This window comes from Thermophilibacter mediterraneus (assembly GCF_900119385.1).
GTDB classification, from domain to species: domain Bacteria; phylum Actinomycetota; class Coriobacteriia; order Coriobacteriales; family Atopobiaceae; genus Thermophilibacter; species Thermophilibacter mediterraneus.
In genome coordinates, this window is sequence record NZ_FPKO01000009.1 from 1,198,772 (window position 1) to 1,210,666 (window position 11,895).

Sequence of the window (11,895 nt, forward strand, 5' to 3'; positions counted from 1 at the left end):
ACGCAGAGGGACGCGGCAAATCGTGAGGACCGTGCAAAAGCGTGCAAAAGTGACTGTCCCTTTTGCACGAGGAGAGGAGCAACAATGAGCGACGTCATGAGGCCGATGCCGTTTGCGCAGGTCATGGACTGGATCCTGACCGAGCACGAGACCCAGGGGTCGATCTTCGGCGTGCGCAAGGCATACGTCCACGAGGGGGGCAGCGAGCCGATCTTCGAGGAGCGCATCGAGACCCCCTTCGGCCCGGCGGCGGGCCCCAACACGCAGCTCACGCAGAACATCGTCGCGTCCTACGTCGCGGGCTCGCGCTTCTTCGAGCTCAAGACCGTGCAGATCATGGACGGCGAGGAGCTCTCTGCCTGCGTGAACAAGCCCTGCATCGTGGCCGAGGACGAGTGCTACAACTGCGAGTGGTCCACCGAGCTCACCGTGCCGCAGGCCTTCGCCGAGTACGTCAAGGCCTGGTGGGCCTGCAAGCTCCTCGCGCGCGAGTACGGCCTCGGCGACCCGGACGGCTTCGTCTTCAACATGAGCGTCGGCTACAGCCTGGAGGGCATCAAGAGCCCCAAGGTCGACGCCTACATCGAGGGCATGAAGGACGCCTCCGGGAGCGAGGTGTGGGCGGAGTGCCGCGAGTGGGCGCTCGCCAACCTCGACCGCTTCCAGAACGTCGACGCCGACTTCGTGAACGCCGTCTCGCCGGTGGTGTCCCGCTCGGTGACCGAGTCCACGCTCCACGGCTGCCCGCCCGACGAGATCGAGCGCATCGCCACCTACCTCATCACCGAGAAGGGCGTGAACACCTACATCAAGTGCAACCCCACGCTCCTCGGCTACGACTTCGCCCGCGAGCGCCTGAACGAGCTCGGCTTCGACTACATCGCCTTCGACGATACGCACTTCCGCGAGGACCTGCAGTGGGCCGACGCGGTACCGATGTTCGACCGCCTGATCGAGCTCTGCGACGAGAAGGGCCTCGCCTTTGGCGTCAAGCTCACCAACACGTTCCCGGTGGACGTGACCCGCGGTGAGCTGCCGAGCGAGGAGATGTACATGTCCGGCCGCTCGCTCTTCCCGCTGACGATTGAGCTGGCGCGCCGCATCGCCGCGCAGTTCGATGGCCGCCTGCGCATCTCCTACTCCGGCGGCGCCGACGCCCGCAACATCCGCGAGCTCTACGCCGCGGGAATCTGGCCGATCACCATGGCGACCAACGTGCTCAAGCCGGGCGGCTACGAGCGCTTCAGCCAGATCGCCGGGCTTCTCGCCGGCGCCGAGCGTCTCGACTACGTCGACGTCGACGCCGTGACCGAGCTCGCGGCCCGCACCGCGTCGGGCGCGGACTACCGCAAGCCCATCAAGCCCGCCAAGCCGCACAAGATCGACGCCGAGCTCCCGCTCATGAGCTGCTTCACGGCGCCCTGCCGCAGCGGCTGCCCCATCAGCCAGGACATCCCCGCCTACCTCTCTCGCGTGGACGAGGGGAAGTTCGCCGAGGCCCTGCGCATCATCGTCGAGCGCAACGCGCTGCCGCACATCACCGGCAACCTCTGCCCGCACCCCTGCGGCGCCAAGTGCGAGCGCAGCTTCTACGAGCCCGAGGGCGCGCGCATCCGCGACCACAAGCTCACCGCGGCGCACGAGGGCTTCGAGGAGGTCGTGAGGGAGCTGCGCGCCGCCGGCCCGGCTCGCCTCGCCTCCGCCGCCGACAAGAACGTCGCCGTGATCGGCGGCGGCCCCGCGGGCCTCGCCACGGCGTTCTTCCTCACGCGCGCCGGCGCCAAGGTGACGATCTTCGAGCGCACCGAGTCGCTCGGCGGCATCGCGCGCCACGTGATCCCCGAGTTCCGCATCCCGGGCGAGGACATCGACCGCGACGTGGCCCTGTGCCTCGCCTTCGGCGCGCAGGTCCGGATGGGCCGCGAGGTCAGGAGGGTCTCCGACCTCTTTGACGAGGGCTTCACCGACGTCGTCGTGGCGACCGGCGCCTGGGCGCCCGGCCACGTGGGTCTCAAGATGGGCGAGGAGATCGACGTCCTGGAGTTCCTCGAGGCCGCCAAGGCCGGCGAGCCCATGGAGCTGGGCACCGACGTCGTGATCGTGGGCGCCGGCAACACCGCCATGGACGCGGCGCGCGTGGCCAAGCGCGCCGAGGGCGTCGAGAACGTCCGCATCGTCTATCGCCGCACCAAGAAGGAGATGCCCGCCGACGAGGAGGAGCTGCAGCTGGCCCTGGAGGAGGGCATCGAGCTCTGCGAGCTGCTCGCCCCGATCGGCGTCGCCGACGGCAGGCTCGCCTGCGAGGTCATGCGCCTCGGGGAGCCGGACGAGTCCGGCCGCCGTCGCCCGGAGGGCACGGGCGAGACCGTCGACGTCCCGGCAACGGCCGTCATCTGCGCCGTGGGCGAGCAGATCGAGTCGGGCCTCTACGAGGGCGCGGGCGTCGAGGTCGACCGCCGCGGCCGCCCGGCCGGCACCGCCACGGGCGTGGACCACGTCTGGGCCGCCGGCGACTGCCGCCGCGGGCCGGCCACCTTCGTGGAGGCCATCGCCGACGCGCAGGCCGTCGCGCGCGACCTTGCCGGCGTCGACTTCAACGCGTACGCCGAGAAGAACGTCCGCGCCGACAAGCTCGACGCCATCATGGGCCGCAAGGGCACCATCTGCCTCGACGCCGCCTCCGACGCGACGAGCCGCTGCCTCGGCTGCGCCACCGTGTGCGAGGTCTGCTGCGACGTCTGCCCCAACCGCGCCAACGTGGCGATCAAGGTGCCGGGCCTCGCGCAGCAGCAGGTCGTCCACGTGGACGGCATGTGCAACGAGTGCGGCAACTGCGCCGTGTTCTGCCCGTGGAGCGGCCGCCCGTACAAGGACAAGCTCACGCTCTTCTGGAGCGCCGGCGACATGGACGCGAGCGAGAACCGCGGCTTCCTGCCGCAGGCCGACGGCACGTTCCGCGTGCGCCTGGCCTCCGGCGAGGGCCTCTACGACGTGGACGACGCCGCGTGCGGCCTGCCCGAGGACGTGCGCCTCACCATCCGCGCCGTCCGCGACGACTACGGCTACCTGCTGGCCAAGTAACGCATCCGCGTGGCGTGCAAAAGGGACAGTCACTTTTGCACGCCACGCGCTTTTCGGGGAGTCCGTGCAAAAGTGACTGTCCCTTTTGCACGCCACGAGGGGAGAGACATGGACGACGAGATCAGGCGCATCTGGGTCGCCGACACCGGCTGCATAGGGTGCCGCCTCTGCGAGCGCGCCTGCCCGGCGGGCGCCATGCGCGTCGAGGACAAGCAGGCGCGCATCGACTACTCGCTCTGCATCGCGTGCGGCATGTGCGCCACCACGTGCCGCAAGGGCGTCATCCACGACACGCTGGGCATCTACGCCCCGGCGGAGTAGGGAGGGAAAAAGAACATGGCAGCCAACGCCAAGGCGCCCGCCGAGTACCGCTTCACCGTCAACGGCGAGGAGTGCCTCGTTACCGCGGACAAGCCGCTCCTGCGCTACCTGCGCGACGACCTCAGGCTCACCTCCGTCAAGGACGGCTGCTCCGAGGGCGCGTGCGGCACCTGCACCGTGCTCGTGGACGACCGCGCGACCAAGGCGTGCGTCCTCACCACGCGCCTGGCAAACGGCCGCGACATCGTGACCGTGGAGGGCCTGCCGCACGAGGAGCAGGAGGCCTTCGTCTACGCCTTCGGCGCCGTCGGCGCCGTGCAGTGCGGCTTCTGCATCCCCGGCATGGTCATGGCGGGCGCGGCCCTCGTCCACAAGGTGCCCGACCCCACCGAGGACCAGGTCAAGCTCGCCATCCGTGGCAACGTCTGCCGCTGCACCGGCTACAAGAAGATCATCGAGGGCATCCTGCTGGCCGCCGCCATCCTGCGGGGCGAGAAGAGCATCGACCCCGAGCTCGAGCGCGGCGACGACTACGGCGTGGGCAAGCGCGCCTTCCGCGTGGACGTGCGCCGCAAGGTGCTCGGCTACGGCAAGTACCCCGACGACATCGACGAGCGCGACTTCCCCGACCTCGCCTACGCGAGCGCCGTGCGCTCCAAGCACCCGCGCGCCCGCGTGGTCAGGATCGACGCCGAGAAGGCCCGCGCCATGCCGGGCGTGCTCGCCGTGCTCACGGCCGCCGACGTGCCGGTGAACGCCGTGGGGCACCTGCTCTACGACTGGGACGTCATGACCGCGGAGGGCGACGTCACGCACTGCGTGGGCGACGCGATCGCGCTCGTGGTGGCCGAGGACGCGGCCACGCTCGAGAAGGCCAAGAGGGCCGTGAAGGTGACCTACGAGGTGCTCGAGCCCGTGCGTAGCATCGAGGAGGCCCGCGCGGAGGGCGCGCCCGTGCTCCACAAGCCCTACCTCGCCTTCGGCAACTGGGTCACGCCCGAGAACAACATCTGCCAGCAGCGCCACGTGGTCCGCGGCGACGCGGCCGCCGCGCTCGCGGGCGCCGCGCACAAGGTGACGCGCACCTTCAGGACGCCGTTCACCGAGCACGCGTTCCTCGAGCCGGAGTGCGCCGTGGCCTTCCCCTACAAGGGCGGCGTGAAGGTCTGCTCGTCCGACCAGGGCGCCTACGACTCCCGTAAGGAGATCGCCCACATGCTCGGCTGGGACGCGACGCCGGAGCGCGTGGTCGTGGAGACCATGCTCGTGGGCGGCGGCTTCGGCGGCAAGGAGGACGTCTCCGTGCAGCACCTGGCGGCGCTCGCGGCGCTCGCCGTGAACCGTCCGGTTAAGGTGCGCCTCACGCGCCAGGAATCCATCAACTTCCACCCCAAGCGCCACTACATGGAGGGCACCTTCACGCTCGGCTGCGACGAGGACGGCACCTTCGTGGGCCTGGACTGCGAGATCAACTTCGACACCGGCGCCTACGCGAGCCTGTGCGGCCCGGTCCTGGAGCGCGCCTGCACGCACTCCGTGGGCCCGTACTGCTACCAGAACACCGACATCCGCGGCTTCGGCTGGTACACCAACAACCCGCCCGCCGGCGCGTTCCGCGGCTTCGGCGTGTGCCAGAGCGAGTTTGCGCTCGAGAGCCTCATCGACCTTCTCGCCGACGAGGTGGGCATCTCGCCGTGGGAGATTCGCTACAGGAACGCCATCGAGCCGGGCAAGGTCCTGCCCAACGGCCAGATCGCGGACCGGTCCACGGCGCTCAAGGAGACGCTGCTCGCGGTCAAGGACGTCTACGAGGCGCACCCCGGCCACGCCGGCATCGCGTGCGCGATGAAGAACTCCGGCGTGGGCGTGGGCCTGCCCGACGCGGGCCGCTGCAAGATCCGCGTGGAGGACGGGCGCGCGGTGGTCTACTCCGCCACGTCCGACATCGGCCAGGGCTGCAACACGGTGTTTCTGCAGGACGTGGCCGAGGCCACGGGGCTGCCCCTGTCGTGCATCGCCAACGGCGAGTGCTCCACCGAGAACGCGCCCGACTCCGGCACCACCTCCGGATCGCGCCAGACGCTCATCACCGGCGAGGCCGTGCGCGGCGCGGCGTTTTTGCTGCGCGACGCCATGCTCGCGGTGGAGGAGGGGACCGAGACCGGGACCGAGCCGGTGGTCGCGCACGGCGACGGCTTCGTGGTCGAGTACGTCGACGGCACGCCCTACGTGGGGCCGGGAGCGGGCTACCACGCGAGCGACCCGGTCGCCGCGCTGAGGGCGCTCGAGGGCCGCGAGTTCTCCTACGAGTACCTCGAGAAGACCGACAAGCTCGGCGCGGACGTCCCCAACCCCAAGAGCCACGTGGCCTACGGCTACGCGACGCACGTGGTGATCCTGGACGACGACGGCCGCGTGACCGAGGTCCACGCCGCGCACGACTCCGGCAAGGTCGTGAACCCCATCGCCATCCAGGGCCAGATCGAGGGCGGCGTGCTCATGGGCATGGGCTACGCGCTCACGGAGCGCTTCGACCTCGAGGACTGCGTCCCGCAGGTGAAGTTTGGCACGCTCGGGCTCTTCCGCGCGCCGGACATCCCCGACATCCACGCGATCTACGTCGAGAAGGACGAGCTGCTCGACGTGGCGTACGGCGGCAAGGGCATCGGCGAGATCGCCACGATCCCGACGGCGCCCGCCGTGCAGAACGCCTACCGCGCGCTCACCGGCGAGCTCCAGTGCGAGCTGCCGCTGCGACACTCGTACTACGCGCGCGACTAGGGGCGCGCGGCCGACCCGGGGCGCCCTCGCGGGGGCGCCCGACCTGACATACCCAGCGACAAGTAGCTCCGCTTCGTCGCGCATCCCTTGCTTGGGGCCCGCCGGTTTGCCATGCCCGGCGGGCCCTCGATTTGTGTGTAGGTACGAGTACGGGATCTTCCGCGTCGTAGTAAGATGTTGCCAGTTAATCCGGGCTGGCCACTCAACGATGCACGCTAGCGGATTTTCTTCTTTTATCTCGACGCGGGCGTGATGGATGTTGACGTTTATCTTAGTTTGGGGATTCTAAGCGGGACGGCATCGACTTGCGTTTCGAGTCCTTCCTCGTAGAATCCATTCTTCGTGGCTCACGTTGCCGCGCGCACAGTGCTGGTCTGTAGTCATCTTCTTGTTCGTCGTTGCTCTGAGTAGTTCCCTGGTGAGGTTTGTGAGGCCCTTGCCTCTCCCCTCGGTGAGCTTCAGGCATTGCGAATGCGTTATGACAGAAAGTTCGTTGTGGCGATTGTTTTTCGAATTTTTCTTGATTGAAAGAGGCCTCAGATCGAAGGCCGTTGCCCTTTCATGTCTTCCGTACATCACTGTTCGTGAAATAGCGTTCAGTATAGAACAGTACAGCACCGAATGTGATATTATCACATTCGGTGCTGTACCAAGGAGGATACAGATGCTGCTGAATTTCACTCTGAGCAATTGGATGTCCTATCGTGACGAAGCTTCCCTCAACATGATTTCTTCGCTCGAACGGCAGCATGGGGAGACTCGTTCAGAGCTTCCGGGCTTTCGAAGCAAGAAGGTTCTCCCAGTTGCCGCCGTGTATGGTGGCAACTCTTCCGGAAAGACTGCTCTTTTCAAGGGGCTTGCCGCGCTTCGAGAGATGGTTCTTACCGATCCCGGGGTGGACGGGTTGCTTCCCATCCAGCCTTTCATGCTTGATTCCCAGTCGGCGACGAGCCCAACGATGTTCGATATCACCTTCCTCGCCGGAGAGACGACGTATCGGCTTGTGGTTGAAGCCACGCGCTTCTCCGTCTCCTACGAATGCCTCGAGATAGTCAAAGAGGGTCAATCGATAGATGTGTATGAGCGCAACGCCTCTGGCGATGGGCGCTTCCAGTTCAATAGGGAGCTCTTCAGCGACTCCGATCACGTGCTGTACGCCGCAAAGAGCACTCGGAGTAACCAGGTTTTTCTCGGCGCAGGATTCTCTCAGAACGTCGACGAGCTGAGTGAGCCGTTTGGGTGGTTCTCCGAGACTCTCGAGCTGGTGGGTGTGGAGTCGCAGGCATGGTCGTTTGCCACGGCAGCAACTAACCGCGAGGACTTCCTCCGATATGCGGGCGACGCGCTTTCGCGCATGGACACGGGAATATGCGGCCTGGTTGGTGAGCGTGTCGAGGTTGATGCCCTTCCCCCTGACGCTCGTCTGCTCAAGAAGGCCTCGGAGCTTAGGGAGGACGAGACCATTACCGTCGTTGCCGACAGGGCTCCTGGTGACTATGGGTTCGAAATGCTCTCTGTTCGAGGCGGCGGCTCTCGGCCGGACGTCCAGAGGCTCAGAACGCTTCACTGCGGTCCCGATGGCGAGGAGCATTCGTTTGGGTTGAGCGCGGAGTCTTCTGGCACCCAGAGGCTCATGGGCCTCCTCCCAATGCTATTCGATCTCTCCGGCGAGAGTGGATCAAGCGGCTCGAAGGTTTTTGTGGTGGACGAGCTCGACCGATGCTTTCACACCATGCTTACCTCCCGTCTCATAGAGGACTTCCTTGTGACGTGCGGGCCTGACAAGCGAAAGCAGCTCCTCTTTACGACGCACGACCTTCTCCTCATGGACCAGTCGATCATGCGCAGGGATGAGATGTACATTGCCCAGCGAGGGTCCGATGGGCGTTCGCAACTCGTTGCCCTGAGTGATTTTGAGGGGATTCGCTTTGACAGGGACTTGATTAAGAGCTATCTCGAAGGGCGCTTCGGTGGCATCCCGATGCTGGGTGAGGTGTCCGACCATGGGTAAAAGAAAGAACAACACGCTGGTAAGGCGGACGGGACAGCGGGCCTACCGTCCTGTCTGCTGGGTTTCTGTCGAGGGTGCCACCGAACGAGACTACTTTCGTATGGTGGTTTTCAAGGATGCTCGCGCCTCAGTGAAGTACCCGAAGAATGTCCACCCCTCAAGAAGGAATCCTGCGGCAGTTCTCAAGAGGCTCCAAAAGGAGATTGGGCCCGGGGGGCTTAGATATGGGGACGAGGCGTGGGTCGTTGTGGACGTAGATGACTACGAGAGCGAGCTTGTCGACCTTCTCGAGTGGTGTGACAGTCACGCGGGCTTTCACCTCGCCGTGAGTAACCCCAAGTTCGAGTTATTCCTCGTCATGCATTTTGAAAAGGCCAACGGGTGTACCACGGCGGCAAAAGTTGACGCTGCTCTTAAGCGCTACATGCCCGGATACAACAAGCGTTTACCTCCGATGCAGTTCTCGCTCGAGAACGTAAGGGGTGCGGTGGCTAACGCGAGGGAGAAGCGCACTGCTTGTACGGAAGAGTTGCCCAGACCTGGCATGACAGACGTGTTCAAGCTGGTGGAGAGCCTGCTGGGGGTATAGATTGGTTGGAAGAAGCCTTCTGGATAGGTTCACTGAGAAACTTGAATTTGAGACCGTGATGCCGCTTAGCCCTTATGACGGCGAGGTGTATCACTATTCCTCGCTTGGGAATGTCAATTCAATCCTTCTGGGTAAGCAAGGCCTGTGCCTCTGGGCGAGCAGGATTGATTGCTTGAACGACGTTTCCGAGGGAACGTTGCCAGAAATGCGGTTCGTTCAGGCTTGCGACGAGCTTAAAGCCGATGGAAGAATTGACAGTCGGTTCTACGAATTAATCCGGAATGTGCGCCCCAACCGCACCGGACTCGTTCTCTATGCGGCAAATGGAAAGACTCGTCCGGTGAGAGATGAGTTTAAGACGTATATCACGTCGTTTTCTGAGGACTCCGATGCACTGGCGATGTGGAACTACTATTCCAAAGGCAGCCGATATGAAGGGATGAACATAGGAATCTCTTCCCGCAGACTGCTGAATTCCCTCAACTCACGCCAGAACCAACATGGAACCGTGATGGCACTCATGGTGAAGGTGATATATAACGAAAGGGAGCAGCTTGAGTTAATCGAGAGGGTCCTTCTCGATTTGCATGAGAACTATGAGCGGGGCTATGAGAGTTCCGTTAGGTATCACATCGGAACGTTGCTCAGCAACCTGAAACCTGTTTTTAAGTGCGCCTGCTTCTCCCATGAGAAAGAGGTACGTCTGTTCATCAACGTGTACAGGAAGTTTGAATCTGAGCTGCGGGTTGAGTACAGAACCTGTGCCGGATACGTGATACCTTATGTTTCTCTCAACTTTGATAGGTCTGTTGTTTCTCGGATTACGCTAGGACCGGGCCTTGGGAGCGACGATCAGAAGGCTGTGCAGAAGAAGGTTGTTGAGGAGATGCTGATAAATCACGGCTATCAGGCTGTAGTTGCGCAGTCGATTATTCCAGTGAGGTACTGAGTCCTTCTCGGGTGATCTTTCAGTGACCTTATGGGGCGGGTTTTCTCATTGTGAAGAACTGGATAAAGACCGCGAGTGCTTATGAGTGGTAGTGTCGTCTTGTGGACGGGAGATGCGATGGTTTGATGCTGCACTGCTGTCTCGCGCGGTGCACTGAATCTCAATACTTCCGGTGAGCTGGGTCGTCAAATATCGTTGGTGTCGAGCGCAACCATATACCGGCTCATGATAGGGTTCCATCTTCTTGAGCTCGAGTGTGGCCCCGTCGAGGATGAGCGTCTTATAAGTACGCAACGACCTTGGGCTTGTGGCGAGTCCGGCCAGGGCGGTGGTTGGTAGCTCGCTTCCGAGGACGTAGCCAACAACGACGCGCCAGCTGGTCCCGTCCTCGCTCAGCTCGATGCCCTCGAGGGCAGTGTACTTTGCCTCTGGGATGAGCTCGACAAGCAGTTCGACCGCCTTCTTCGCAGCGGCCTGAGCTGACGAAACGTCCATGATGGCCCCCTCCAACTTGCTCCCCCCTCATCGATTGTATCAACGCGATCAGCACGCCGACTGCTCCTCTCGCATCCTCTCGATCTCCTGCGCCCGCACCTCCTCCTGGCTCCACCCGTTGAGGCCCCAGAGGGGAAGCTCCCGGTAGACCTTCTCCATGGCGAGAAGCACGTTGGGGTCCGGCTCGTCTCGGAAGGGGTCGTAGTCCCGCGGGCCGGGCGGGAAGGTGTAGATCATGAGAAACTCGGCGTCCTCGTATGCGCTGTTGCCGCTGACGTCGATCATGGTCGAGGCAATGCGTGCGGACCGGTTGACCTCCTGGGCTATCCTGAACCGCTCCACGTCCTTCTTGGCGCGGTCCTTTCGCCCGAGGCGGATGGCAAGGAGCTCCTTAATGAGTCTCTGCGTGCAGGGAGCCTCCTCGATAAGGGCTGGGTGTCCCTTGACCAGCTCGTCGAAGGTCAGCTCCTTGATGGGAAGCGCGCGGTGACGCTTGACGAGCTCCGCCCTGAGCTCCCGCTCGCGCTCAAGCTCGGCGGGGAGCTCCTTCTCGTAGCGTTCCGTGTGCTCAAAGTCGTTGTGCTTGATGTGATAGAAGAGCCACTCGGCATGTCCGGCATCCGAGAAGGCGGCGGCGAGGGCGTACTCGACGCCCTCGTGCGTCCAGGTCTTGCAGGTTCCGTTCCAGGAGGCTGGCCTTTGCGCCGCCGCCTCGCGCATGGTCTCGTAGTCCATCGGCAGCTCGGGGAATGCCTTGACGTACAGCTCCACCAGGTCGTCAATGGGTACGACCCCGCAGAGCTCCGCGTAGGCGTCCGCAAACGCTTCCGGGTCGGACGCAACCTCGAGCGGGGTGTGCTGGGCGCGCTCGTACATGATGTGGTTCTGCATGGGGACTCCCTGTCTCTCGTGGTGGGGAGGCCCTAGCGCCTCGGCCGTGCCCCTCGTCTTGCACGCAGCTTCCGCTTGGCTGCGCGCCCAGCTCAGGGCGGTCGTTCTTCTCGATAGGGGCGGGTTCGCGTCGGCGAGCGGCATGGTTTTGCCTCCCGGCGGAGGGGATCTTCGCGGTAGGCCTCTCTCGACTGGCCTCGTTCGCACGGGGCGTTACCGTTCGTCACGATTGGTCCCGCGCCAGGCGCGCCTCCTTGACGCGCTGCCCCAAGCGATCCGTGGCCGAACCCAGCGCTCGCACCGCGGCGCGCACGGCCGGGCCCGCCACGAAGAGCTGCCAGAGAAGCGCCATGGGGAAGTTGAGCGCGACGGTCTGGAGCCACGTGGCCACGAGCTCGCTCGCGGCAGGCCGCTTGAAGGCGAGCGTCGCGACCAGGCTCATCATGGGGCACATGGTCCAGCAGGTGAAGGCGCCGCGCAGGATGGTGGCGAGCACCTCCGGGCGGCGGGCGGGGTCGCTTCCGAGCGTCCGCTCGACCAGGCGAGCCGCGACCCTGCCGCCGACGAGCGTCTCGAGCACGATGACGGCCGCCATGAGCGGGACGATGTCCGCGAACGGTGCTGCAAAGAGCTCGGTCCTGAGGCCGCCCGCAAGGAGCGCCTGGTTGTAGAGCTCCATGCCGTAGACCATGGCAAAGGCCATGAGGATCGAGAAGACGATGCGCTGGGTGCGGGTTCTGGGCATGGTTTCCCCCTCTGCCCAGCCCTCTTGGGTGC

At 64.4% G+C, this 11,895-nt stretch carries 9 protein-coding genes; 6 read left to right on the plus strand and 3 right to left on the minus strand.

The window, feature by feature from the left end; genetic code table 11:
- Nucleotides 1-84 precede the first annotated feature (84 nt).
- The 6 genes from ygfK (at nucleotide 85) to BQ7106_RS10270 (ending at nucleotide 9,732) form a co-directional block, all read left to right on the plus strand.
- Nucleotides 85-3,081 carry a putative selenate reductase subunit YgfK gene (gene ygfK / locus BQ7106_RS10245; protein ID WP_072375164.1) on the plus strand — a complete coding sequence of 999 codons (2,997 nt, stop codon included), beginning with the start codon at nucleotides 85-87 and terminating at the stop codon, nucleotides 3,079-3,081.
- Nucleotides 3,082-3,189: 108 nt separating this feature from the next.
- Nucleotides 3,190-3,402 (plus strand): 4Fe-4S binding protein, encoded by a 213-nt coding sequence (locus tag BQ7106_RS10250; RefSeq protein ID WP_072375168.1) that lies wholly within the window; start codon nucleotides 3,190-3,192, stop codon nucleotides 3,400-3,402.
- Between the two features lie 15 nt (nucleotides 3,403-3,417).
- Complete coding sequence (xdh, locus tag BQ7106_RS10255; protein ID WP_072375171.1) at nucleotides 3,418-6,183, plus strand: selenium-dependent xanthine dehydrogenase; 2,766 nt, start codon at nucleotides 3,418-3,420, stop codon at nucleotides 6,181-6,183.
- A 664-nt stretch (nucleotides 6,184-6,847) separates the two neighbouring features.
- Nucleotides 6,848-8,194 (plus strand): AAA family ATPase, encoded by a 1,347-nt coding sequence (locus BQ7106_RS10260; protein WP_072375175.1) that lies wholly within the window; start codon nucleotides 6,848-6,850, stop codon nucleotides 8,192-8,194.
- Nucleotides 8,187-8,783 (plus strand): RloB family protein, encoded by a 597-nt coding sequence (locus tag BQ7106_RS10265; RefSeq protein ID WP_072375179.1) that lies wholly within the window; start codon nucleotides 8,187-8,189, stop codon nucleotides 8,781-8,783. Before BQ7106_RS10260 ends, BQ7106_RS10265 begins: the two co-directional genes overlap by 8 nt.
- Before the next feature lies 1 nt (nucleotide 8,784).
- A complete protein-coding gene (locus BQ7106_RS10270; protein ID WP_129583853.1) occupies nucleotides 8,785-9,732 on the plus strand; it encodes a DUF2971 domain-containing protein in 948 nt (315 codons plus the stop codon).
- A gap of 45 nt (nucleotides 9,733-9,777) precedes the next feature.
- On the opposite strand, the gene BQ7106_RS10930 is transcribed toward BQ7106_RS10270, so the two are convergent.
- The 3 genes from BQ7106_RS10930 to BQ7106_RS10280 form a co-directional block, all read right to left on the minus strand.
- Nucleotides 9,778-10,227, minus strand: a complete 450-nt coding sequence (locus tag BQ7106_RS10930; protein WP_129583854.1) for a hypothetical protein — start codon at nucleotides 10,225-10,227, stop codon at nucleotides 9,778-9,780.
- 48 nt (nucleotides 10,228-10,275) lie between these two features.
- Nucleotides 10,276-11,118, minus strand: coding sequence for a hypothetical protein (locus BQ7106_RS10275; RefSeq protein WP_072375186.1), 843 nt, complete (start codon nucleotides 11,116-11,118; stop codon nucleotides 10,276-10,278).
- 223 nt (nucleotides 11,119-11,341) lie between these two features.
- Entirely contained in the window at nucleotides 11,342-11,863 is a 522-nt protein-coding gene (locus tag BQ7106_RS10280; protein ID WP_072375189.1) for a DUF2798 domain-containing protein, read from the minus strand.
- Nucleotides 11,864-11,895: the final 32 nt, after the last annotated feature.

Excerpts from the sequence above, each read along its gene's own strand:
- BQ7106_RS10260 (WP_072375175.1), top strand. The coding sequence starts at position 6,848 with ATGCTGCTGAATTTCACTCTGAGCAATTGGATGTCCTATCGTGACGAA.
- BQ7106_RS10280 (WP_072375189.1), bottom strand. The coding sequence starts at position 11,863 with ATGCCCAGAACCCGCACCCAGCGCATCGTCTTCTCGATCCTCATGGCC.
- xdh (WP_072375171.1), top strand. The coding sequence starts at position 3,418 with ATGGCAGCCAACGCCAAGGCGCCCGCCGAGTACCGCTTCACCGTCAAC.
- BQ7106_RS10275 (WP_072375186.1), bottom strand. The coding sequence starts at position 11,118 with ATGCAGAACCACATCATGTACGAGCGCGCCCAGCACACCCCGCTCGAG.
- BQ7106_RS10930 (WP_129583854.1), bottom strand. The coding sequence starts at position 10,227 with ATGGACGTTTCGTCAGCTCAGGCCGCTGCGAAGAAGGCGGTCGAACTG.
- BQ7106_RS10265 (WP_072375179.1), top strand. The coding sequence starts at position 8,187 with ATGGGTAAAAGAAAGAACAACACGCTGGTAAGGCGGACGGGACAGCGG.
- ygfK (WP_072375164.1), top strand. The coding sequence starts at position 85 with ATGAGCGACGTCATGAGGCCGATGCCGTTTGCGCAGGTCATGGACTGG.
- BQ7106_RS10250 (WP_072375168.1), top strand. The coding sequence starts at position 3,190 with ATGGACGACGAGATCAGGCGCATCTGGGTCGCCGACACCGGCTGCATA.